This is a genomic window from Methylobacterium sp. WSM2598, assembly GCF_000379105.1.
Lineage (GTDB): Bacteria > Pseudomonadota > Alphaproteobacteria > Rhizobiales > Beijerinckiaceae > Methylobacterium.
This window is the reverse complement of the sequence record NZ_KB900609.1, coordinates 5,741,772-5,764,775: the sequence shown is the minus strand read 5'-3', so window position 1 is coordinate 5,764,775 and position 23,004 is coordinate 5,741,772. Positions and strand designations below refer to the sequence as shown.

Sequence of the window (23,004 nt, the reverse complement as noted above, 5' to 3'; positions counted from 1 at the left end):
CGCTCAGAGGATCTGCGACAGGAAGCTGCGGGTGCGCGGGTCGCGCGGCGCGGCGAAGAACTGCGCGGGCGGCCCGTTCTCGACGATCACGCCCCGGTCCGTGAAGTAGATGTGGTCGGCGACCTCGCGGGCGAAGGCCATCTCGTGGGTCACGAGCAGGCAGGTCATGCCCTCCTCGGCGAGTTCCCGGATGGTGACCAGCACCTCCTTCACGGTCTCGGGATCGAGGGCCGCCGTGACCTCGTCGAACAGCATCACGTCGGGGCGCATGGCCAGCGAGCGGGCGATCGCGACGCGCTGCTGCTGTCCGCCCGAGAGCTCGCCCGGGTAGGTGTCCTCCTTGCCCGAGAGGCGGACCTTGGCGAGGAGGGCGCGGGCGCGCGCCTCCACCTCGCGCCGGTCCTGGCCCAGCACGTGGATCGGCGCCATCATGACGTTCTGCAGCGCGGTCTTGTGCGGGAACAGGTTGTACTGCTGGAACACCATGCCGACCTTGCGGCGCAGGGCGAGCTTGTCGAGCTTCGGGTCGGCGACCTCGATCCCCTCGACCCGGATCGTGCCGGAGGTGATCGGCACCAGGGCGTTGATGCAGCGGATCAGTGTCGACTTGCCCGAGCCCGAGGGGCCGATGATGCAGATCACCTCGCCCTTGCGCACCTCCAGGCTGATGCCCTTGAGCACCTCCAGCGCGCCGAAGGACTTGTGCACGTCGATGAGTTGCACGATCGGCTGGTCGGGAGTCCAGGCAGGGGGCATGCGGGGTCTCAGGCGACGTGGAAGCGCCGCTCCAGGCGGGCCGTCCAGCGGTCGATCGGGTAGCAGTAGAGGAAGAAGCAGATGAGGGCGAAGCCGTAGAGCGGCGCGAAGAGCTCGGGCCGCCCGCCCTCGGCGGCGTGGACCTGCGCGGTGAGCGTCAGCATCTCGGAGACGCCCACGATCGAGGCCTGGACGGTCGCCATGGCGACGAGGGCGTAGAGGTTCATCCAGGGCGGCAGCATGCGCTTGAGGCATTGCGGCAGGATGATGCGCCACATCGTCTGGCGCCGGGTGAAGGCCAGGGCCTCCGCCGCCTCCCACTGCGTGGTCGGGATCGAGCGCACGGCCCCGCGCACGATCTCGGCGACGTTGGCCATGACCGGCAGGGCGAAGCCGCCGGTCGCCTTGACCCAGTCGGGCAGCGGGATGCGCAGGCCGAACACCGTGACCTGGAACGGCACCAGGAACATCACGAAGAACAGGAGCACGAGCCAGGGCGCGTTGCGGAAGACCTGCGTGGCGAGCCACGCGACCCCGCGCAGGGCCCGGGTCTCCGCCAGGAGCGCGAGGCCGAGCCAGAGCCCGGCGGCGGTGCCGAGCAGCATCGCGAGCAGCGAGATCGCGATGTTGAAGGCGAAGCCCGTGAGGAGGAGCGGCGCCCACTTGATCAGGACGTCGAGGGCCGGCAGGGGAGCCGCCCCGCTCGGGGCCTGGGCGGGCGCGGCCTGCGCCGCGAGGAGCATCGCCAGCCCGAGCGCGACACCGTGGTGCGGGCGCAGGCGCAGCCGCGGCGGCGCGGGCGGCCGAGGGGGCAGCAGGACGGGCAGCAGGATGGGCAGCGCGCGGGGCCGGGGCTCGCCGCTCATCGGCCGTATCCCGGGATGCGCAGCGCCCGCTCCCAGCGGTGCATGAGCCACACCAGGATGCCGACCAGGATCCCGTAGGTCGCCAGCAGGACGAGCATCATCTCCAGCACGTTCTGCGACTCGGACCAGATCTGCTTGACCGCGTAGAGGGTTTCCGGGACCGCGATCGCGTAGGCGAGGGTCGTCGTCTTGAGCAGGTTGATCAGGTTGTTGTTGAGGGCAGGCAGGCAGATGCGCAGGGCGAGCGGCAGCACGACGTGGAGGTAGGCCTTGGCGCGGGTGTAGCCGAGCGCCTCGGCCGCCTCGACCGTGGTGCGCGGCACCGCCTCGATCCCGGAGCGGAAGATCTCGACGTTGAAGGCCGCGGCGAACAGGGACAGCGACACGATCGCCCACTGGAGGTTGCTGAGCAGCGGCTCGCGCAGGCCCGACGCCGTCTGCGTCGCCGGCAGCAGCGTGCCCAGGCCGAAGTAGAAGAAGAAGATCTGCACCAGCGGGGGCGTGTTGCGGAACACGACCACGAAGCCGTGGACGAGACCGCGCAGCAGGCGGGACGGCCCGCCCTGCAGCAGGGCGCCGAGCGCGCCCAGCACGAGGCTGATCAGGATGGTGGAGACGCTGAGGAGAAGCGTCATCCGCAGGCCGGCGACGTAGCGCCCCCAATCGTAGGGATCGTAGAAGACCGTGAGATTGAAGCCGGTCGTGTCGTAGAGGCGCTGGAACCAGTCCGGAATGCCGCTCATCCCTTCACACCCTGGGGCCCGCCCGGCCGCGGCCGGGCGGGCCGGACTCAGTTGGTGGCGTTCTTGTACTTGTCGTGCATGGCCCGCGCGTAGTCGGTCGGCGCGATGCCCCACTTCTTCTCCTCGTCGACGATGAAGCCGGTCCGCATCCAGTCCTTGGTCGCGGTCTCCATCACGGCCTGGAGGCTGGCATTGCCGGACGCGACCGCCATGATCCAGGGCGCTTCGAGGATGCCCTTGAGCGGCATGGCGTAATCGGCCTTCCACTCGTCCTCGCCGAGCCGGCCCTGGATGAAGGTCTGGTCGTACAGGTAGCCGACGCAATTGCCCTGCTTGAGCGCGAAGAGCGGCTTCTCGGACCCGTCGAAGGCGACGATCTCGGCCCCGTAGGTGCGGGCCACGTCCTTGTTGTACCACGCGCCCGACGTGGCGCAGACCGGCTTGCCCTTGAGCTGACCCCACTCGGTGATGCCGCCCTTCTTCGGCAGCAGGATATTGACGTAGTCCGAGTAGTATTGCGGGTCGATGGCCTGGACCACGCGGCGGCGCTCCGGCTTGTCGGAGATCGTCGCGATCAGGAGATCGACCTTGCCCTGCTGCAGGAACTCGATGCGGTTGGAGGAGACGACCGGCACGAGTTCGAGCTCGACGCCGAGGCGCTTGGCGATGTCGGCCGCGAGGTCCGGCTCCAGGCCGATGATGTTGCCGCTCGGGTCGCGGAAGCCGAAGGGCCGGTAATCGGCCTTAACGCCGACGATCAGCTTGCCGCGCTGCTTGATGGCGTCGACGCCCTCCGCCGCCCTCGCCCCGGACAGCGTCGCGAGGGCGACCCCCGCGAGGGCCAGAGCACGAACCTTCTGTCGCATGGGATCGAACCTCCGTCGGGGGTGAGGAGAAGGGGCGACGCGCGGGCGGTCAACCTGAGGCGCCCCGCACTCGGCCGTTGTCGACCGGATTATCGCCGCGGCGGTGCCGCCGCGTCGATCGGAACACCAAATCAAGCAGCATGATTCGATGCAAGCGGCGCGCCACGGCCGGCGCGATCACTGGAATCGACCGAGGCGGAACGGCGCGAGATCGATCGCGCTGCGTCCCTCGGTGAGGGATTCGGCCACTGTCGCGCCGATGCCCGCGGAATGCTTGAAGCCGTGGCCGGAACAGGCCGAGACGACCGTGACCCGGTCGTGATCGGGGTGGCGGTCGATGATGAAGCCGCGGTCGGGCGTGATCGTGTAGAGGCAGGCGGCGGCCTCGGCCACGCGCGGGGTCGCGCCCGCCAAGCGCCCGGCGACGTGCAGGCGGTACATCTCGGCGGATTCCTCCGGGGAGACGGCGCGGTCGATGGAATCGGCGGTGGTGCGCGTCGCGTACTGCTCGGTGGCGACCTTGAGGCGATGGTCGCCCGGCCCCGGCGGGAAGCCGTAGAGGTAGTCGACGTCGCTCGCGCCGTGCATCCAGACGAAGACCGGCGCGCCGGGGCCGTAGGCGCCGACGTCGTCGAGGGCGAACCAGTGCAGGACCTGCCGCCGCACCGTGAGGAGGCGCGCGAAGGCGGATCCGAGGAGCGGCGCCGTCCAGGCGCCGGCCGACACGACGGCGCGCGCGGCCCTGATCGCGCCGTCGCGGGTGCGCAGGGTCACCCCGGACGCGTCCTGCTCCAGGCCGAGCACCTCGGTGCCGGTGCGGATTTCGGCGCCGAGCGCCTCCGCCCGCCGCAGCTGGGCGGCGATGCAGCGCTCGGGCAGGACGTAGCCGCCGCCCGGCTCGTAATAGGCCTTCTCGTCGCCCGCGAGGTTCAGGAATTGCGGGAAGCGGCGGGCGACCTCGGCGCCCGTCAGCATCTCGTGCGGGATCCCGAAGGCGAGCGCCGCGTCGCGCGAGCGGCCGACGAAGTCCGGCTTGCCGTGGTGCGAGGTCGGGCCCCGCCCCGGCCCCATGACCAGCACCCCGCAGGCGTTCAGCAGCGTCTCCCCGGTCTCGGCCTCGAGCTGGCGCCAGATCCGGTGCGATTCCAGCACGAAGGGCACGTAGTCCCGGCCCTCGCCGACGGCCTGCCGGGTGATGCGGGTCTCGCCGTGGCTCGACCCCATCGCGTGCGGCGGCGCGAAGCGGTCGAGGCCGATCACCGCCGCGCCGCGCCGGGCGAGCTGGAAGAGCGTCGCGCTGCCCATGGCGCCGAGGCCGATCACGGCGACGTCGTAGGTCCTGCTCATCCGGTCCGGTCCCTGCTCATCCCGTGCGCAGGCCCCTTGGTGCCCAATGCCTGGGCGAGCCGGCAATGGCCGCGCCTCCGATGAAGCAGGATTGATGATCGGCATGACAGGGGCTTATGAAGCCGGGCCAGGATGGACACGCTTCCCGATCTCGGCGCGCTCCGGGTGATCCGCGCCGTCGCGGAGACCGGGAGCATCACGGCGGCGGCCCGGCGCCACGGCCTGACCCAATCCGCCGTCTCGCAGGTGGTCCGGCGCGTCGAGGCGGCGATCGGCGCGCCCCTGTTCGACCGCGCCCGCCGGCCGCTCGTCCCGACCGCCGCCGGCCGCATCCTCGCGGCCCGGGTTCAGGACCTGAGCCGCGACCTGGAGGACCTCCTGGCCGTCCTGCGCTCCGCCGCGGCGCAGCCGGAGCGGATCGACCTGCGGCTCGGTCTCGTCGATTCCTTCGCCGGGACGGTGGGGGCGCACCTCGTCCGCGACCTGCTCGACGGGACGGCGGCGCTCACCCTGACCGCGTGGTCGGGCCTCGCCTTCTCGCACGCCGAGGCGCTCCTGCGCCGGGCGATCGACGCGGCGATCACCTGCGACCCGATGGACGGCCTGTCCGGCATCGAGCGCTATCCCGTGTTCCGCGAACCCTACCTGCTGGCGGTGCCGCGCGGGCTCGCCGGGGAGCTCGCGCCCCTGGGCCTGCGCGAGGTCCTTGCCCGCCACCGGCTGGTCCGCCACAGCGAGCGCTCCTTCGTCGGCCAGCAGGTCGAGCGCCACCTGAGCCGCCTCGGGCTGCGGCCCCCGCGCGCCTTCGAGTTCGACACCTCGGACGCGCTCGTCGCCATGGTGGCGATGGGGATGGGCGTGGCGGTCACGACGCCGCTCTGCCTGCTCCAGGGCATCGCCCACGCGCCGGGGATCGAGGTGCTGCCCCTGCCCAAGCCGGGCTTCTCGCGCGACCTGCTCCTCGTCACGCTGCGCGGCGAGATCCCGCGCCTCGCGCCCCGGATCGCCGCCCGCGCGCAGGCCGTCCTGCGCGAGCAGGCCATGCCGCGCCTCGACGCGCTGGTGCCCTGGCTCGGCGCGGGCGCGCCCGCGCTGTTCCCGCCGACGGACGTCGCCGGCGCGCCCTCCCCCGCCTGAGGGCAGCCGCCGGCCGGTCCGACCGGACGCGCCGCGCGATTCCGGCCGCCGACGGGCCCCGATCAGCGCGCCTTCGTGTAGGTGCCGGACACGTCCGAGCCCATCCCGCAGGGTCCCTCGACTTGGCCGAAGGTGATGACGGCGCGTCCGGGCGAGAGGCGCATCTCGATCAGCCGTTCCACGGCGGGATCATCGTCGCGAATGCGCGCGGTCAGCCGCGTGCCCTTCAGGTCGCCATCCGCGACGATGGAGCAGTCGGCGGCCGTGGCCGGTCCTCGCGGCAGCCCTCCCGCCACGATGGAGATCGTCCAGCGCGGTCCTGCCCGCTCGATCCGCATCTCCCCGCGCGACGGCGCGCGGCGGATGTAGAGACCCGCGATCGTGGGCGGTCCGGCGGATGCCTGCTCGCAGGCCGCGATCATCGCCAAGGCCGCGATCATCGCCAGGGCCGCGAGCGGCGGCAGCCGAGACCTCATCGGGCGCTCCATCCGGGCCGCGTGCCGCCGCCTCGACGGGCCGTTCCGCGCTCGCCGGGACCGACCATGGCTCGCGGAGACCTCCGGGATCGCGTCGGCTTCACCGCGCGCCCGGAGGAGGACACGCGCCGCCGCCGCCCGTCAAGTCGCCGCGCCGACGTGGCGACCCGCGGGGGCCTTCCCGCTCACCCGTGCTCCGCGCCGCGGACGTCCCGCCGGCGGCCGCGGGATCCCTCCCCCGCGCCCGATGTCGATCGCCCGGGCTCTGCTCGGGAACCTCGACCTTTATCAGGTGTTGACGGTCCGCCTGTTGGGACTCGACCCGCGGCTTGCCTGAACGCGCGGCCCTTCCGCTCGGGCGGCACGCGGATGCACTTGGGGGCGAAGATGCGCGCCGTCCTGTTTGCGCTTGCCGTCATCTTTCTCGTGCAGGATCGCGGCGCCGCAGCTGAGATCAGTCAGGATGGGATCTTCAGCAAGGAATTCATCGCATTCTTCTTCGAGATCCGACGCTACAACAATTTTACTTCGGAACCGTCCGCCGAGACCGCGAACCAGCCCGACGGCGCGCGCCCGCCGTCCGGCGCGGAGGCCCGGTCGGTCTTCGACGTCTGCGACGACTACGACCTCGACAAGCTCCGGTACTACATCCTCAACCGGGACCGGAAGTACATAGACCGCTTCAATCTCGCCAGCGATCCTGACGACCTGACCTACCGGGACTATTCCATCTCGTACGTGAAGAGGATTATCAGCAGAATCAACAAGCTGACCCACCAGAAGGTGCGCAAGGGGGGTGCGGCGATCGCCTACATCCGGCTCGACACGGAGGGCGTGATCGTCGAGGCGCGCGTCACGGATTTTCTGGGTGACCCGGCGGCCGTCAAGGAGGCTTACGCCGTCGTGACTCCCGGCAGGAAGCTGGGGGAGCCGCCGTCCTTCGTGGACCGGGACAGCCTGCGCTTCACCGTGCCGATCGTGTTCGTGCAGTAGGTCCCTCGCGGGATTCCCCGCTGACCGCGGACGCCGCGCCGATCGCGCTGGTCATCCGAGGCGCCCCTCCCCGCCCGACTGTGATCCGGCTCACAGTGCGGCGGCGGCCGGGCGCCGATAACGGATCTCGACCGCATCGGTCGTCACGGAGATCCGAGATGACTCCCTCGAAGGCAGCAAATCTCAAGAACATCGTGTCACGTCCGACGCCGGTGGGGACGGAGGACGACGACCAGGACGCCGTGTTGCTGGCGGATGACGCGGGCCGCGGGCCGGCCGGCCTCGGCACCTCGCCGACCACGCTGGCCCTGGTCGCGACGTTCGGCAACGGGACGGCGACGGTCTTCGGGGACAGTCTCGACAACACCGTCACGCTGAGCCGGAACGCGGCCGGCCAGATCCTCGTCAACGGCGGAGCCGTGCCGATCACCGGCGGCACCGCGACGGTCGCCAATACCGGCCTGATCCAGGTCTTCGGTCAGGGCGGGAACGACGTCCTGACCCTGAACGAGGCCAACGGCGCGCTCCCGCGGGCGAACCTGTTCGGCGGGGCCGGCAACGACGTGATGACCGGCGGCTCGGGCAACGACATGCTCTTCGGTCAGGCGGGCAACGACACGCTGCTCGGCAAGGGCGGGGCGGACTTGCTGTTCGGCGGGGCCGGCAACGACGTGCTGACCGGCGGCGACGGCGACGACCAGGTCTTCGGCGAGGCCGGCGACGACCGCATGATCTGGAATCCCGGCGACGACACCGACCTGTTCGAGGGCGGCGACGGCACCGACACCGCGGAGGTCAACGGCGGCAACGGCGCCGAGACCTTCGCGCTGACGGCGAACGGCACGCGGGTGCGCTTCGACCGGCTGGATCCGGCGCCCTTCTCCCTCGATATCGGGACGACCGAGCGGATCGTCGTCAACATGAACGGGGGGGACGACCGCTTCAGCGCGACCGGGAACCTCGCCGCGCTGATCGGCGTGACGGTCGACGGGGGCTCCGGGAACGACACCATCCTCGGCAGCAACGGCGGCGACCTGTTGCTCGGCGGCGACGGCAACGACGTCGTCGACGGTCAGCAGGGCAGCGACGTCGCCATGCTGGGCGCGGGCGACGACACCTTCCAGTGGGACCCGGGCGACGGCAGCGACGTGGTCGAGGGGCAGGCCGGCAGCGACACCCTGCTCTTCAACGGCGCGAACATCGCCGAGACCATCGACCTATCGGCCAATGGCGGGCGGGCAGTGCTGCGGCGCGACATCGCCAGCGTGACGATGGACCTCAACGACGTCGAGACGGTCGACGTGAGGGCGCTGGGAGGGGCGGACCGGATCACCGTCGACGACCTGTCGGGCACCGACGTGACGCGGGTCGTCCTGAACCTCGCGGGCGCCGGGGGCGGCGGCGACGGGCAGGCGGACACGGTCGTGATCAACGGCACCGCCGGCGACGACGTGATTCAGCTGATCGCCGGCAGCGACGGGATCCGGGTGCTCGGCCTCGCGGCGGAGATCGACATCGTCGGCTTCGACCCGAGCGACCGCCTCCTGATCAACGGGCTGGGCGGGGACGACGTGATCGAGGCGTCGGGCCTGACGGCCACCGGCATGCTGCTGACCGCGGATGGCGGCGCGGGCAACGACGTCCTGATCGGCGGCCCCGGCCCCGACACGCTCCTCGGGGGCGAGGGCGACGACGTGCTGATCGGGGGACCGGGCCTCGACGTCCTCGACGGCGGGCTCGGCAGCAACGTCGTGATCTCCTGAGCGTCACCCGACGCGGCGGGCGCCGGCCGGCGCATCATGCCGCGACGCGAGCCGGCGAGGAATCGCCCCTGCCTCGAATTGACAGGATCGGATCAGATCGATGCGACACTTCCCTTCGACACCTCCCCGTCATCGGTGCGACCGGCGGCCTGTGGCGGGGCGAGGTCGCCGTCGGCGACGGGAGCCGGAGCTTAGGGCCCCGTGGTTCAAGACGGACCCGGACCCGCGGGGCCACGGCCTCGACGGGATCGCCGCCGACCAGCGGGAGGTGCGCATCACGATCGTCATCCCGTCGGGCGACCGCGCGCTCCGTCAGTGGCTCACGTTCATTCGGACACCGCGCGGCAGCCGGGCCGCCGCGTGCATTGAGCAACTCTTCCGACCGGGCGGCCAGCGCGAGGGGGAAACGTGGAGCGTCTCCCCGCACCAGATCCCGCCGACCGAGTTCCGCGCCATCGAGGTCCGTCGGCCCGACGGGAGCGACACGCGGATCGAGCCTGGCGACCTCGCGGCCATGGTGCCGCACGAGGGACTGGAAGAGGAGGTCCGCGCGGAGTTCCGCGACATGCGCACCCGCACGCGCTTCCGGGCCGCCTCACCGGCCTTGGCCTTCCCGGCCCGCCGCTCGATATCCCGGCGGCGGTAGCGGGGCCCGAGTTCCGCGGCGTCGCGGGGCGGCTCCTTGAGACAGGGGGCCGCCCCGCGCGGCATTTGGGCGAATCGCGGCGCCGGGACGGGGATCGGCCGGGGCGACGGCTTCACGATTCTCCCCGTTGCCCGGCGGGCGAATTGCCGGACGTGCGCGCCGCACTGGGTGGTCATGACCGTCGATGCCCGCGCCCCAGAGGCCGCGAACCAGCGGGTTGACTGCCCTCGTGGAGCGACTCGACCTTGGCCTGGAGCAGCAGCTTGCGACCCGACTCGGACCTTCGATTCGTCCTCGCTCGACCCGAGCTTCGGACGCCACTCGGACCTTCCAGCGGTGCTCGCGCAACCCAGGCTATTGACCCCTTCCGGACATTCGTAGCGCGTGTCGGGAATGTCCGGTTGCGGGTGCTTTCCGGAATGGCGGTCTCCCGATCCACTTGTCTCACATGCCCACGTCCCGGGCGCTCCCGCGTCGGGCGCACCAGCGGGACCGTGCCCCCGCGAAGCTCGGCCGTGCGCAGACGGGCGGGATCCCGGTCTCTATCAGGGCATGACCCTGCAGCCGTTGTCGTCGGCCCTCCTCGGCGCCGCGGCGGGAGGTTTCGCCTTGATCGATGCAGTCAGCAACCTTGTTTCCCGACCTCGCTCCGGGAGGTGGATCGAGGATGCGACGGCGAGCACCGATCTGGCGCTGTCCGTTATCCCGATGAGCGTTGTGCTCGGTGCGAATTTGGTGCTCACCATGCCTTCCCGTCTGTGGATCGTTGGGGTTCGACATGACTGCCATGGCGGCATCGCCGGCCGAAGCCGAGACGGTGATCAGCGAGTTCCTCAACCGGTGCGGGCTGGTGACGCTCGGCGAGCCGATGCGGCTGGTGCCGCTCACCGGTGGGGTCGCGTCGGACATCTTTCGGGTGGAGGTCGGCGAGCGCACCTTCGTCGTCAAAAAGGCGCTGGCGCGCCTGCGCGTCGCGCAGGAATGGAATGCCCCCGTCTCGCGCAATAAGAGCGAGGTGGGCTGGTTCATCGAGGCACGGCGCGCCGTCCCGCACGCCGTGCCGGACATCATCGCGCACGACCCTGACTTGGGCGTGTTCGCGATGACCTACCTGGATCCCGCTCGCCATCCGATCTGGAAGGACGAGCTCCGCGATGGCCGGGCGAGGCCCGCCTTCGCGTCGGCGGTTGGCCAAACCATCGCCACCATCCACAACGCGACGGCTCATTCGGCCGAAGTGGCGCGGCGCTTTGCCAATGACGAGACGTTCCACGCCATCCGCCTCGAACCCTACCTCGAGGCAACAGCGAGGCGCCACGGCGACCTCGCGGAGGAGCTCTTCGCCCTCTCTCGGGCGACGATCCAGAGCAAGGTCGTCATGGTGCATGGCGACGTCAGCCCGAAGAACATCCTTGCCGGTCCGGCCGGACCCGTGCTGCTCGATGCCGAATGTGCGTGGTACGGCGAGCCGGCCTTCGACCTGGCATTCTGCCTCAACCATCTCCTCCTCAAGTGCGTCTGGAGGAGGCCGCACGCGACGGACTACCTGGCCTGCTTCGATGCGCTCGCGTCGTCCTATCTCTCCCGCGTGTGCTGGGAGGCGCCCGAGAGCGTGGAGGTGCGGGCAGCCCGCCTTCTGCCGGCGCTGTTCCTGGGCCGCATCGATGGAAAGTCGCCCGCGGAGTACATCACGGCGGAGGCTGACCGCGAGCTCGTCAGGCGCGTGGCCCGTCATCTGATCGTGAGCCGCCCGCGGCAGCTCTCACAGATCCGGCAAGACTGGGCGAGGGAGGTCCTGAATTGACCAGCATGACCATCACGTCCGTGCACGGACGCCGCCTGTGGGACTCCCGCGGTCGCCCTACTGTCGAGGTGGAGGTCACGGTGGGCGGCCACGCGGTCGGCCGCGCCATCGCACCGGCGGGAGCGTCCACCGGCTCGGGCGAAGCGATCGACCTGCGTGACGGGGGCGAGGCATTCGGTGGCCTCGACGTGCGCCGGGCGATCGGCAACGTGAACGGGCCGATCGCCCGGGCGCTCGTGGGAATGGACGCGAGCGATCCTCCGGCGATCGATGCGGCGATGATCGCGCTCGACGGCACGCCCGACAAGTCCCGGCTGGGCGGCAACGCCACCGTGGCGACATCCATGGCCGTGCTGCACGCGCGGGCCCGTGCCGTCGGGCTTCCGGTCTGGAAGCTGCTGGCCGGGTCTCGGCAGGTGCGCATCCCCCTTCCGGAGATCCAGATCTTCGGCGGCGGGGCGCACGCCGAGAGGCGCGTCGACATCCAGGACTTCATGGTGATGTGCCCCGGTGCCGGGTCCTTCGCCGAGGCGCTGGACTGGACTGCGGAGATCTATCGCGCAGCCGGTGCGTTGATGCGGAGGGCCGGCAAGCTTCAGGGCGTCGCCGACGAGGGCGGGTACTGGCCCGTTTTCGCGTCCAACGAGGAGGCCCTGGATACCCTCATGCTCGCGCTCGAGGCTGCGGGCTTCAGGCCGGGCGCCGACGTGGCGATCTCGCTGGATGTCGCGGCCTCGGAGTTCGGTCGGGCCGGAGCCTATGTCCTGGCTCTCGACGGCCGGACGCTGGATACGGCCGGGATGATCGACATGCTCGGGAGCTGGCTCGATGCCTACCCGATCGTGTCCATTGAGGATCCGGTGGCCGAGGACGACGTCGACGGGTTCAAGGCGTTCACGGCGAGCTATGGCCGGCACTGTCAGATCATCGGCGATGACTTCTTCGTCACCGATGCGAAGCGCGTGACACGCGCAGCTGGCGATCGTTCGGCCAATGCGGTGCTGATCAAGCCGAACCAAGCGGGCACCCTCGCCGAGACCCACGCGGCCCTCCTCGCTGCGAAGGAGGCGGGTTTCGGCACCATCGTGTCGGCCCGCTCGGGCGAGACGGAAGATACGACCATCGCCCATCTGGCTGTCGGCTGGGATGCCGGCCAGCTCAAGGTCGGTTCGTTCTCCCGGTCGGAGCGAATGGCCAAGTGGAACGAGGTGCTTCGCATCGAGGAGTGCTTGGGGGACGATGCGGTCTTCGCGGGCTGGTCGGCACTGCCGTTCAAGGAGGCTGCGCCATCGTCCTGAGCGCGGCCGGCGGTTGCCGGATGATTTTCCCGATGCTGACGACGACCGATAGAAGAGATCGAAAGACAAGAAGGGCCTGACCAGCGCGGCGACCGCCGGGAGCATGCGATCGGCACGCTAGAGCATTTTCCGACGAAGTGGATGCCGGTTCGTCGCGGAAAATGCGGCAAGATCAAAGATCGAGAGCGGCACCCGGTTGCAACGTGATCGGGTGCCGCTCTAGACGGCGCCGCCGCATACCGAGCGGCGTCTTGTCTGCCGATCGCGAGTTCATCGCGTTGATAGGCCGCCCTGGCGGACTGACCGCGGAGAGGTGATCGATATTGTCGGCAAAGCGTGACCGAAATGACTGCAGGACCGTCGACCTGGCCGATCGATCCGAACGGGGTGAGCTATCCGCCGCCGCCCTGGCGCCTTCAGGGGACAGCTTTCGTCTCGCTGTGGCGGGTCGAAGCGTCCCGCCTGCCGGCAGGTTGGTTGGCACGGGACGTGCGGCCGGTGATCATGATGGGCCGCGCGCTCCTTGGAACGGCCTTCGCCGTGTACGAACCGACCGGTGTTCTGGCCTACAACGAGGCAATGGCCGCGATTCAGGTCGGGTACGGTTGGCAACTCGCGCTGAGCGTGCCCGAGATCTGGGTCGATCACCCAGCCTCGATCGCGGGAGCGCGCGCGATGTGGAGCATCCCCAAGCAGGAAGCCGTGTTCCGGGTTCGGAGGAGTGTCAGTCCTGGAGCCGTAAGTTTTGAGGCAAGGGCAACGGCGGGTGCAGAGCGGGAACTCGCGAAGCTCGTGTTTAGGAACCGAATCGCGATACCGGGCCGTTGGCCGCTGCGGATGACAATCGTGCAGCGGTCATTACGTCACGAAGATCACGAGGATATTCGCGTGACCGAAGCTTTGATACGGGCGAGCGTGTCGTTTGGAGCCGCAACGTGGAGCTTTGCTCGCGGCGGCCCGCTCGATTTCCTGAGCGGATCCATCCCTCTCGTGAACTTTCGGCTATCCCGGATGGCACTCCGAATTGGACGATCTTGACGCGCAGCGGACCCAAAGAAGCGGCCCATCTGAGGTCTGCTTCACGGTTCGAAGCAGACGCAGACCGTCCCCGAATGACATCGCGTCGCCAGGGACGATCCGTGTGGGGAGGTTAGGCGCCGAACAGCGGCCGCTTTCCGTTCACCCCCGTTCGACCGGCGCACCCGCCTTCTCCAGCGCAGAGAAGCCGCCAGCGACGTGAGCCACCCGACCCAGCCCCATGGTCTTGAGCGTCTGGGCGGCCAGGGCCGAGCGGCTCCCTGATCCACAGTAGAGGACCAGCCGCCTGCCACCCCCGAGTTCGGCCTTATGGGTCGGGCTTGCCGGATCGGCCTGGAATTCCAGAAAGCCGCGCGGCACGTGAACCGCGCCTGCGATCTTGCCGCTCTTGGCCACCTCCTCGCCCTCGCGCACGTCGACGAACACCGTGTCCGGCTGCCCGAGGCGCGCCAGCGCCTCCTCGGCCGACAGAGTCTCCACCTCGCGGTTGGCCTCAGCCACCAAGTCCTTCGCGCTCTTCGTGGTCATGGTCACCTCCGTCACTCGCCCCAAGCCGCGCCGTCGAGCGCATTCAGCGGGATCTTCAGGTAGCGCCTCCCGTTCGCCTCGGGTTCCGGCAGCCGGCCGCCCCGGATATTCACCTGCAGCGAATGCAGGATGAGCTTGGGCATCGGCAGCTCGCGATCGCGCGCCTCGCGCATCCGCACGAACGCCTCCTCGGTCCCGGTCTCCGTCAGATGCGTGTTCTCGGCCCGCTGCCGGGCGACCGTGCTCTCCCAGGCGGCCTGGCGCCCACCCGGGCGGTAATCGTGCCCGGTGAACAGCCGCGTCTCGTCCGGAAGCGCCATGATGCGCTGGATGCTGCGCCAGAGCGCGTGCGCGTTGCCGCCCGGGAAGTCGGCCCGCGCCGAGCCGCTGTCCGGCATGAACAAGGTGTCGTGGATGAAGGCGGCATCCCCGACCCGGTAGGCGATGGAGGCCAGGGTGTGGCCCGGCGTGAACATCACCTCGACGTCCAGGGTGCCGATCCGGAAGTGCTCGCCGTCGGCGAACAGGCGCGACCACTGCGAGCCGTCCGTCCGAAACCCGTCGGGCAGGTTGTAGAGTCCCTTCCAGAGCCGCTGCACCTCGACGACCTTCTCGCCGATGGCGGTCGGGACCCCCGTCCTGTCGTGCAGGTAGCCCGCCGCCGAGAAGTGGTCGGCGTGCGGGTGCGTGTCGAGGATCCACTCCAGCGCGTAGCCTTCGCGCTCGATATGGGCGAGCAGGGTGTCGGCGGAACGGGTGGCGGTCGCGCCGGACTTCGGGTCGAAGTCGAGCACCGGGTCGATGATGGCGCAGCGCTTCGTCTCGGGGTCCGCGACGACGTACTGGATGCTGCCGGTCGGCGCGTCGTGGAAGCCCGTCACGATGGGACGCCCGCGCAAGGGCGCGGTGGTCTGGTCCGACATGGATCTCCTCCTTCCGGGTTCAGGTCGCCGCGCCGAGGAGCGGCAGGCCCCCGCGGGCGACGATGGAGAGGCCGACCAGGATGACGAGGCCGGCGAAGGTGAGGGTCAGGGCGCGCTTGTGCCCGGCGAGGCGCTTGCCGAGGCGGGCGCCGACGAGGCCGCCGAGCACGCCGCCCAGGATGAACAGGCCGGCCAGCGGCCAGTCGATCAGGCCGGAGGCGGCGTAACTCGCCGCGGTGGCGGCCCCGAAGGCGCTGACCGCCACCAGCGAGGTGCCGATGGCCATCGGCAGCGGCATGGACGTCGCCAGCATCAGCCCCGGCACGATCAGGAAACCCCCGCCGATGCCGAAGAAGCCGGAGAACAGGCCCACCGAGAACCCGATCCCGAGCAGCCAGGGCAGGAGCACCGGGGCGCTCCGCCTGGTCAGGCGCACGTCCGGATCGCCCTCGCTGCGCCGCTTGCGCAGCATCAGGCCCCCGACGACGAGCATCACCACCCCGAACAGCGCCAGCAGACTCTGTCCGTCGACCGCCTTGGCCGAGGCCGAGCCGGCGAGCGCACCGAGAATGCCGGCGAGCGAGAACGCCGCCGCGCACCGCCACTTCACGTTCCCGGCCCGCCATTGCGGGACGAGGTTGCCGGCCGCGCTGACCGAGACCGCCAGGGCGCTGGTGCCGATGGCCACGTGGGGCGAGCTCACCCCGACCACGTCGGTCAGGAGCGGGACCGCGAGGATCGAGCCACCCCCGCCGACGAGGCCGAGGATCACGCCGACGACCCCGCCCGAGCCGGTCGCGAGGCCGGATGTCAGCAAGCCGGGCATCACGCGTCAGCTCCCTGCACCGCCGCCGGCTTCGAGCCCGCCGAGGGAACGAGGCGGACCAGCAGCATGCCGATGACCATGGCGGCGACGAAAGTCGCGGCGGGGCCCGGCACGACCGTCAGGATGGTCAGAGCGGGCCCGGGGCACAGGCCGGCCAAGCCCCAGCCGAGGCCGAAGACCGCGGCGCCGGCGATCAGGCGCGGGTCGAGATCGCGCCGGGTCGGGATCGCCAGCTGCGATGCCAGCACCGGCCGGCCGCGGCGCCTCGCGACCCAGTCGCCGGCGGCAGAGACCGCGACGGCGCCCGCCATGACGAGGGCGAGGCTCGGGTCCCAGCGTCCGGTCACGTCGAGGAAGGCGAGGACCTTGGCCGGGTTGGCCATGCCGGAGACGAGCAGGCCGAGCCCGAACAGCAGGCCGGCGGCGCATGCGGAAGCGATCTTGGCCATGCTCAGCCTCCGAGCAGGTGGCGAGTGACGAGGACGGTCAGGATGGCGACGGCCATGAAGGTGCCGGTCGCGACGAGGGAGCGGGGCGAGCCGCGACCGATGCCGCAGACGCCGTGGCCGCTCGTGCAGCCCGCCCCGAGGCGCGCGCCGAACCCGACGAGCAGGCCCGCGAGCACGAGGAGCGGGAACGAGGCGTCGACCGTCACCGGCGGCAGGCCTCCTCCCAGACAGGCGTAGACCAGCGGTGCGAGGACGAGGCCGGCCAGGAAGGCGACCCGCCACCCGGTCTCGCGCGAGGGTGGGGCGAGCAGCCCGCCGAGGATGCCGCTGATGCCGGCGATGCGTCCGTTGAGGAGCAGGAACAGGGCCGCGGAAGCCCCGATCATGACGCCGCCGAAGGAGGCGCCGAGTGGCGTGAAGCCGTTCATGGTAATCACTCCAGGGCCGCGGCAGGGGCAAACCGGCGGGCGGCGCCCGATCCTTGCGCTGCCTCCGGGGTTGTCATGGACCGGGTGCCCCGCACCCCGTTGCATCACATTAGATGATGCTTAATTAGTGAAATCTAATTTAACGTCAAGAGGGAGACGGCCGATGATCCCCGGCACCGCGGAGCGGGTCCCGCTTCACACAGGCGCGCGCGACAACCGGCGCATCGCTGCCGACCTCGAAGCGAGCGTCCGCTGGCATGCCGAGCACCCGCAGGCGATCGGTCACCGATTGCGTGAGCTCGACGCGGAGTGGGACATCGAGCGGACGCTGGAGGCCAATGCCGCGACGCTGGCGCTCACCGGAACCGTCCTCGGCATGACCGCCGACCGGCGCTGGCTCGCCCTGCCGCTGGCGGTGACGGCGTTCCTGCTCCAGCACGCCGTCCAGGGCTGGTGCCCGCCCTTGCCGGTGCTACGGCGGCTCGGCTTCCGCACGGCCCGCGAGATCGAGGTCGAGCGCAACGCCCTGAAGGCCCTCCGGGGCGATTTCGGCCCCATCGGACCGGGCCCGGGCGACCACGACACCCGGGCGAGTCACGCGCTCATGGCGGCCAGGCTCTGATGGTCGGACGCCGGAACGGCTTCGCCTTCCGCCCGCGCTAAGGGTGGACGTACGCGAACCCGATGCCCTGCAGGCGCGCCAACTCGGCGACGCCGCTCGGCACAACGACGTCCTCTCTCACGCCGTCGCGCGCGCCACGGTCGAGGCGGTCGAGCCGTGGATGATCGAGGCCGTCGTCCAAGGTGGGACCGGCGGATGCGCTGCTTCCGAGGCTGCCTGTCGCCTCCGGCGTGGCTTGGCGCGCGGCGTGAGCGGTGCCTCTCGAGCCGAGCACCACGACCTTCGTGCCCGTGGGCACGCGCCGGTGCAGGTCGATCACGTCCTGGTTCAGCATGCGGATGCACCCTGAGGAGACCGCCTCGCCGATGCTCCACGGCTCCGTCGTGCCGTGGATGCGGTAGAGCGTGTCCTTGCCGTCCTTGAACAGGTAGAGCGCCCGGGCCCCGAGCGGGTTCCTCTCCCCGCCCGGCATGCCGCCAGCCCAGCGCCCGTTGCGTGTCGGGTCCCGCCGGATCATGTCGGGCGTCGGCGTCCATCGCGGCCACGATGCCTTGCGGGCCACCGTCGCCTCGCCGGTGAACTCGAAGCCGGCCTTGCCGACGCCCACCCCGTAGCGCATCGCCTTGCCGCCCTCCATGACGAGGTAGAGGAAGCACCCGTAGGGGTCGACCACGAGTGTGCCGGGCCGCTCCTTCGTCGGGTCGTCGACCACCTGGCGAACGTCGCGGGCCTTGAGATCGCGCGGGTCGACCGCCTCGACCGGGAACGGCTCGTCCGTGATGGCCGCGTACCGGCGTAGAGCATCCGGCGCGATCTGCGGCCGGGCCTGCGCGACCGGGGCCGGCGCGCCCATCGAGGCCGTGCAGGCGCCGAGCGCCGAGGCGAGCGCGATCAGCGCCGGGAGACGCGGAACCCGCCGCATCATGGGCGGCCCTTGGCGCGCGCCTGGGTCGCCGCCTCTTTGAAGCCGTCGTAGTCGAGCGCCGCGGCGACCTTCAGCGGGCCGATCAGGAAGACGGGCGTGCCCTGCAGGCCGAGGGCGTCGGCCTGGTCGAGGTTGCGCTGGAGCAGAGCCGCGATCTCACCCTGGCGGGCCTTCCGGTCCTCCTCCAGGCGGGCCATGTCGACACCTGAGGCGGACACGACCTCCAGCATCCGCTCCTTCGGGATCTTGCGGCCCGGAATGGCCATGAGCGCGCGGTGCACCGCGTCGTAGCGACCCTGGTACTTCGCCGCGAGCGCGAGCTGAGCGCCGTAGACGGAGGCGTCGCCGAGGATCGGCCAATCCTTGTGGACGAGACGGATCCGGCCGTCCGATTTCACCAGCCGGATGAGGTCGGGCTCGGACTTCTTGCAGAAGGGACAATTGTAATCGAGGAAGGCGACGATGGTCAGGTCGCCCTTCGGGTTGCCCGAGACCGGCGCCTCGGGGTCGTTGAGGATGGCGTTCGCGTCGATGCCTTCGGCGACGGCTTGGGCGGCTCCTCGCGGTGACGACAGGACCGGCGCGAGCGCGACGGCGGGCAGAAGGGCGAGCAGGGTCCTGCGGTCCATGACGGTCTCCGTGGGTGTGTCGAGGGGGTGGCTCAGGCGCCGACGAGGGCGAGACGGCGGGTCAGGTCCTCGACCGTGAGCTCGCCCTCGGTGCGGGCCTCCCGGACCTCGGCGCCGTCGGGGCGCATCAGGATGAGCGTCGGCGGTCCGACGACCTGGAAGCGTTGCATCAGGGCGCGGGTGTCGGCGTCGTCGCGGGTGACGTCGGCCCGGATGACCCAGACGGCCTTGAGCCTCTCCCGGATGGCGGCATCGGCCAGGACCGTTCGCTCGTTCGTCCTGCAGACGGTGCACCAGTCGGCGGCGAACTCGACGAGCACCGGCTTACCCTCGCCGCGTGCGGCCCGCAGGGCGGTCTCGAATGCAGCGACGGAGGAAACCGTCCGGGCCTCGGCGGCGCGGCCCGCCCGCGCAGTGCCGAACCCGGCGAGCGGTCGCAGGGGGTCGGTCCCGCCCGCCGCGGCGCCGATGACGAGGGCGCAGCCGTAAGCGACGGCCACGATCCCCGCCGTCCTGCCCACGCGCGCCGGGATGCCGCTCGTGGCAATCGCCGCGACCGACAGCCCGAAGCCGATGGCGAGCGCGCCCCAGAGCAGGAGCGACAGCCCGTCCGGCAGCAGACGGGTGACCAGCGAGACCGCGAGCGCCAGGAAGACGAATCCGAAGGCGTGCTTGGCCCGCACCAGCCATGGGCCGGAGCGCGGCAGGATGCCGGCGCCGAAGGTGCCGACCAGCACCAGCGGTGCGCCCATCCCGAGGCCGAGGGCGAAGAGGGCCAGCGCGCCACGAAGGACGGAGCCGGTCTGGGCAACGGACAGGAGCGCGGCCGCAAGCGGCGGCGTCACGCAAGGCCCGACGACCAGGGCCGCGCTGAAGCCGAGCAGCGCGGCGCCGAGGACCGATCCTCCCTTCGCCGGCGACGCGGCGCCGGCACGGTCTCGCCACCAGCGCGGCGCCTGGATGTCGAACAGGCCGAACATCGACAGGGCGAGCGCGGCGAGGGCGGTGGCCATCAGCCCGAGGGCGACCGGCGTCTGAAGCGCAACCTGCAGGTTGCGCCCGAGCCAAGCTGCAGCGAGGCCGAGGCTGGCATAGGCCGCGGCCATCGCGAGGACGTAGCTGCCGGAGAGGACGAGGCCGCGCTCCGGCGTGAGCGCCTGGCCCGAGCGGACCAGCATCCCCGACAGGATGGGCACCATCGGCAGGACGCAGGGGGTGAACGCCAAGAGGATGCCGAGCCCGAACATGCCTGACAGGACGCCGATCAGGTTGCCGGTGAGGAGCGAGGCGGGGCCGCCGGGAGGGACGCCCGAGCGCGAGGCATTCGATGCGTGGATGGCAGGCATCGCAGCGCGCCCGGGCGCGGCACCCCCTCCACGCGGCGGCGCATCGGCGGCGCCCAGGGCAGCCAAGTCCACCCGCCGCGTGACCGGCGGGTAGCAGATGCCCTTGTCGGCGCAGCCCTGATAGGTGATCCGCACTTCGCGCGCGCCTGCGAGAGCCGCGCCCGGCACGATGGCCCCGGCCGAGCCATGATAAACCTCGGTGGGCCCGAAGTTCGGGTCGTCCTTGATCTCGCCCGGTTCCGTTGTGACCGGTAGCCACTGACCGCTCGGTGCGGCGGCGGCGATCCTGTCGCGATAGAGGTAGGTGCCGGGAGCGATGGTCCAACGCAGGTGGAGCGAGAGGTCCGCGTCGCGGGTCACCGCGAGGGAGAACGGCCCTTGCCGCGTGGCGGCGTCCTGGCACTGCCCCGGTGACCACAGCGACGAGCCCGCCCAGACCACGAGAGCGAGGACAAGGTGCGCGAGAACGTTCGGCATGAGCGGCGGGGTCCGGGTTCGGATCGGTCCGTCGCGGGTCGGACACGCAGCTTAAGCCAGCCTTAAGCCAGGCCTGGAGGATGCCGGGCCGGCAAGGGAGACACGCATGCGAATCCTCGTCGTCGAGGACGATCCCATCCTCTCGGACGGCTTGCGGGCCGGGCTCGCCCTGAGCGGGGCGGCCGTCGACTGCGTCGCGACCTGCGCGGACGCCGATGCCGCACTCACGGCAAGTCAGTTCGGGGCTGTCATTCTCGACCTGATGCTGCCGGACGGCTCGGGCCTCGACGTCTTGCGCGGCCTGCGCGGCCGGGGCGACCGGACGCCCGTCGTCCTGCTGACGGCCCGCGACGCCGTGGCCGACCGGATCGCCGGGCTCGACGGGGGCGCCGACGACTATCTCGGCAAGCCCTTCGACCTCGACGAGCTCTCGGCCCGCATCCGTGCGGTCGTCCGGCGCGCCTCAGGGCGGGCCGCCGCCGGCTTGGAGCACGGCGGCATCCGGCTCGACCCCGGCAGCCTGACCGTCACGGTCGACGGGGCGCCGGTCACCGTGTCCCGGCGCGAGTTCATGGTGCTCGCCGCGCTGATGGAACGCCCGAGCGTGCTGCGCTCGAAGGCCGAGCTGGAGGAGCGCCTCTACGGCTGGCAGGAAGAGGTTGAGAGCAACGCGGTCGAGGTGCACGTCCACAACCTGCGCACCAAGATCGGCAAGCACGCCATCGAGACGGTGCGCGGCCTCGGCTACCGCATGAGGGCGCCCGCATGAGGTCGCTGCGCGTCAGGCTCTTCGCCATCCTCCTCCTCGCCACCGGCCTGATCTGGCTCAGCGCGGTTGCCTGGATCTACCTGGGCTCGAAGCGCGAGGTGGAGCAGGTCCTCGACAATCGCCTCCAGGAAGCCGCGCGCATGGTCAGCTCCCTGGTCGGCGCGGTCGGCGGCACGGGCGCGGACGGGACGCCGCGCACCTTCCCGGCGCCGACGGCCTACGAGCGGCAGCTCTCCTGCCAGATCTGGTCCCTCGACGGGCGCATGGTCGCGCGGTCGAGCGGAGCCCCGGAGCGGCGCCTGACCGATGCGCCGGCCGGCTTCTCGGAGCGCGAGGTCGACGGCGAAACCTGGCGGGTGTTCACGGTGGAGGATGGCGAGAAGGGCGTGCGCGTCATGGTCGGCGACCGCCTCGGCCTGCGCGAACGCCTCGTCACCGACCTCATCATGGGTCTGATCACCCCCGCGCTCCTCGTCGTGCCTCTGCTCGGCATGTTGATCTGGGCGAGCCTCGGACGGGGCCTGCGCCCCTTGCGGCTGATGGCCCGGAACCTCGCGGCTCGCGACGCCGACGACATGAGCGCCATCGACGCGGGCCAGGCCCCGACGGAGGTCCGCCCTCTGGCCGACGCCCTCAACGGGCTGTTCCTCAAGGTCGAGGCGGCGCGCCGGCACGAACGGGAGGTGACGGCGTTCGCCGCGCACGAGCTGCGCACCCCGCTCGCCGGCCTGAAGACTCAGGCCCAGGTCGCCATGGCCGCAACGGACCCGGAGGTCGCGAAAGCCGCGCTGCGCCAGATTCTCGCGGCCGTGGACCGCACGACGCGCCTCGTCCGCCAGCTCCTCGACACCGCCCGGCTCGACGCCTCGGGGGAAACCCGGCCTCTGACGGAGGTCGATGTGGGTGCGCTGGTGGCCGAGACCGTGGAAGGTCTGCGAGCACCTCCCGGCATCCGGACCGTGGTTGACCCCGGGCTGCGTGGCTACACGATGTGGGCCGACCCGGAGAGCCTGCGTCTCGCCGTCCGAAACCTGCACGAGAACGCCGTGCAGCACATGCAGGCCGGGCTGGTGGAATGGGCCGCGCGGCCGGGCGGCGGGGGCGTCGTCGTGCGCGACGAGGGACCCGGCATCCCCGAGGAGGAGTTGCCGCACGCCATGAAACGCTTCTTTCGCGGCCGCCACAAGAGCGCGACGGGAAGCGGGCTCGGCCTGGCCATCGCAGAGATGGCATCCCGCCGGAGCGGGTTGAGCCTGCGCCTCCGCAATCGACCGGACCGGCAGGGGCTGGAGGCGGAGATCGTCCGGGGCTGATCACGCCCCGGGCACTCGCTCGGCAACGCGCTCTTG

At 71.0% G+C, this 23,004-nt stretch carries 24 protein-coding genes; 10 read left to right on the top strand and 14 right to left on the bottom strand.

All coding sequences use genetic code 11. The features are described 5' to 3' along the window. Positions 1–3: 3 nt before the first annotated feature. From MET2598_RS0127010 to solA, 5 genes are all read right to left on the bottom strand, one after another. Positions 4–756 carry an amino acid ABC transporter ATP-binding protein gene (locus MET2598_RS0127010; protein WP_018262995.1) on the bottom strand — a complete coding sequence of 251 codons (753 nt, stop codon included), beginning with the start codon at positions 754–756 and terminating at the stop codon, positions 4–6. 8 nt (positions 757–764) lie between these two features. After that, on the bottom strand, positions 765–1,622 hold the full coding sequence (locus MET2598_RS0127005) for an amino acid ABC transporter permease (RefSeq protein WP_018262994.1): 858 nt from the start codon (positions 1,620–1,622) through the stop codon (positions 765–767). Next, positions 1,619–2,365, bottom strand: a complete 747-nt coding sequence (locus MET2598_RS0127000; RefSeq protein ID WP_018262993.1) for an amino acid ABC transporter permease — start codon at positions 2,363–2,365, stop codon at positions 1,619–1,621. The genes MET2598_RS0127005 and MET2598_RS0127000 overlap by 4 nt, the downstream gene beginning before the upstream one ends. A 47-nt stretch (positions 2,366–2,412) precedes the next feature. Beyond that, the gene (locus MET2598_RS0126995; protein WP_012330120.1) at positions 2,413–3,231 is read right to left on the bottom strand and encodes a transporter substrate-binding domain-containing protein; all 819 of its coding nucleotides are present in this window, start codon (positions 3,229–3,231) and stop codon (positions 2,413–2,415) included. A gap of 177 nt (positions 3,232–3,408) precedes the next feature. Next, positions 3,409–4,578, bottom strand: a complete 1,170-nt coding sequence (gene solA / locus MET2598_RS0126990; protein ID WP_012330121.1) for an N-methyl-L-tryptophan oxidase — start codon at positions 4,576–4,578, stop codon at positions 3,409–3,411. 132 nt (positions 4,579–4,710) lie between these two features. Here solA and MET2598_RS0126985 point away from each other — a divergent pair, with 132 nt between their 5' ends. Next, entirely contained in the window at positions 4,711–5,715 is a 1,005-nt protein-coding gene (locus MET2598_RS0126985; protein WP_018262992.1) for a LysR family transcriptional regulator, read from the top strand. Positions 5,716–5,777: 62 nt separating this feature from the next. On the opposite strand, the gene MET2598_RS0126980 is transcribed toward MET2598_RS0126985, so the two are convergent. Beyond that, positions 5,778–6,191: a hypothetical protein gene (locus MET2598_RS0126980; RefSeq protein ID WP_012330123.1), complete on the bottom strand. Its 414-nt coding sequence runs from the start codon at positions 6,189–6,191 to the stop codon at positions 5,778–5,780. 387 nt (positions 6,192–6,578) lie between these two features. Here MET2598_RS0126980 and MET2598_RS0126970 point away from each other — a divergent pair, with 387 nt between their 5' ends. From MET2598_RS0126970 to MET2598_RS41615, 6 genes are all read left to right on the top strand, one after another. Then, positions 6,579–7,184 (top strand): hypothetical protein, encoded by a 606-nt coding sequence (locus MET2598_RS0126970; RefSeq protein WP_018262989.1) that lies wholly within the window; start codon positions 6,579–6,581, stop codon positions 7,182–7,184. A gap of 158 nt (positions 7,185–7,342) precedes the next feature. Beyond that, positions 7,343–8,947, top strand: a complete 1,605-nt coding sequence (locus MET2598_RS0126965; RefSeq protein ID WP_018262988.1) for a calcium-binding protein — start codon at positions 7,343–7,345, stop codon at positions 8,945–8,947. Positions 8,948–9,215: 268 nt separating this feature from the next. Next, entirely contained in the window at positions 9,216–9,593 is a 378-nt protein-coding gene (locus MET2598_RS0126960; RefSeq protein WP_236728820.1) for a hypothetical protein, read from the top strand. Positions 9,594–10,371: 778 nt separating this feature from the next. Then, positions 10,372–11,397, top strand: coding sequence for a phosphotransferase family protein (locus tag MET2598_RS0126955; protein ID WP_236728819.1), 1,026 nt, complete (start codon positions 10,372–10,374; stop codon positions 11,395–11,397). 5 nt (positions 11,398–11,402) lie between these two features. Further along, a complete protein-coding gene (gene eno / locus MET2598_RS0126950) occupies positions 11,403–12,695 on the top strand; it encodes a phosphopyruvate hydratase (protein WP_415926926.1) in 1,293 nt (430 codons plus the stop codon). Between the two features lie 345 nt (positions 12,696–13,040). Continuing rightward, on the top strand, positions 13,041–13,733 hold the full coding sequence (locus tag MET2598_RS41615) for an acetoacetate decarboxylase family protein (RefSeq protein WP_210163411.1): 693 nt from the start codon (positions 13,041–13,043) through the stop codon (positions 13,731–13,733). 141 nt (positions 13,734–13,874) lie between these two features. Here the strand turns inward: MET2598_RS41615 and MET2598_RS0126945 are convergent, their stop codons facing one another. Genes MET2598_RS0126945 through MET2598_RS0126925 form a run of 5 tightly spaced genes read right to left on the bottom strand, consistent with a single transcriptional unit; the run spans position 13,875 to position 16,887 of the window. Further along, complete coding sequence (locus tag MET2598_RS0126945; RefSeq protein WP_012330130.1) at positions 13,875–14,261, bottom strand: rhodanese-like domain-containing protein; 387 nt, start codon at positions 14,259–14,261, stop codon at positions 13,875–13,877. Between the two features lie 11 nt (positions 14,262–14,272). After that, entirely contained in the window at positions 14,273–15,184 is a 912-nt protein-coding gene (locus tag MET2598_RS0126940) for an MBL fold metallo-hydrolase (RefSeq protein WP_018262984.1), read from the bottom strand. Between the two features lie 19 nt (positions 15,185–15,203). Next, entirely contained in the window at positions 15,204–16,010 is an 807-nt protein-coding gene (locus MET2598_RS0126935; protein WP_018262983.1) for a sulfite exporter TauE/SafE family protein, read from the bottom strand. Next, the gene (locus MET2598_RS0126930; RefSeq protein WP_018262982.1) at positions 16,010–16,459 is read right to left on the bottom strand and encodes a DUF6691 family protein; all 450 of its coding nucleotides are present in this window, start codon (positions 16,457–16,459) and stop codon (positions 16,010–16,012) included. The genes MET2598_RS0126935 and MET2598_RS0126930 overlap by 1 nt, the downstream gene beginning before the upstream one ends. Positions 16,460–16,461: 2 nt before the next feature. Beyond that, entirely contained in the window at positions 16,462–16,887 is a 426-nt protein-coding gene (locus MET2598_RS0126925) for a YeeE/YedE family protein (protein ID WP_018262981.1), read from the bottom strand. 163 nt (positions 16,888–17,050) lie between these two features. Here MET2598_RS0126925 and MET2598_RS0126920 point away from each other — a divergent pair, with 163 nt between their 5' ends. Then, positions 17,051–17,509, top strand: coding sequence for a DUF2892 domain-containing protein (locus tag MET2598_RS0126920; protein ID WP_018262980.1), 459 nt, complete (start codon positions 17,051–17,053; stop codon positions 17,507–17,509). A 37-nt stretch (positions 17,510–17,546) separates the two neighbouring features. Here MET2598_RS0126920 and MET2598_RS0126915 read toward each other — a convergent pair whose 3' ends face one another. Genes MET2598_RS0126915 through dsbD form a run of 3 tightly spaced genes read right to left on the bottom strand, consistent with a single transcriptional unit; the run spans position 17,547 to position 20,886 of the window. Next, positions 17,547–18,431 (bottom strand): L,D-transpeptidase family protein, encoded by an 885-nt coding sequence (locus MET2598_RS0126915; protein ID WP_442919015.1) that lies wholly within the window; start codon positions 18,429–18,431, stop codon positions 17,547–17,549. Next, positions 18,431–19,063, bottom strand: a complete 633-nt coding sequence (locus MET2598_RS0126910; protein WP_018262978.1) for a DsbA family protein — start codon at positions 19,061–19,063, stop codon at positions 18,431–18,433. The genes MET2598_RS0126915 and MET2598_RS0126910 overlap by 1 nt, the downstream gene beginning before the upstream one ends. A gap of 32 nt (positions 19,064–19,095) precedes the next feature. Beyond that, positions 19,096–20,886, bottom strand: a complete 1,791-nt coding sequence (gene dsbD, locus MET2598_RS0126905; protein ID WP_018262977.1) for a protein-disulfide reductase DsbD — start codon at positions 20,884–20,886, stop codon at positions 19,096–19,098. A gap of 106 nt (positions 20,887–20,992) precedes the next feature. Between dsbD and MET2598_RS0126900 the strand changes: the two genes are divergently transcribed. Then, positions 20,993–21,655, top strand: a complete 663-nt coding sequence (locus tag MET2598_RS0126900; RefSeq protein WP_012330139.1) for a response regulator — start codon at positions 20,993–20,995, stop codon at positions 21,653–21,655. After that, entirely contained in the window at positions 21,652–22,968 is a 1,317-nt protein-coding gene (locus tag MET2598_RS0126895; RefSeq protein WP_018262976.1) for an ATP-binding protein, read from the top strand. The genes MET2598_RS0126900 and MET2598_RS0126895 overlap by 4 nt, the downstream gene beginning before the upstream one ends. The last annotated feature ends 36 nt before the right edge of the window (positions 22,969–23,004 follow it).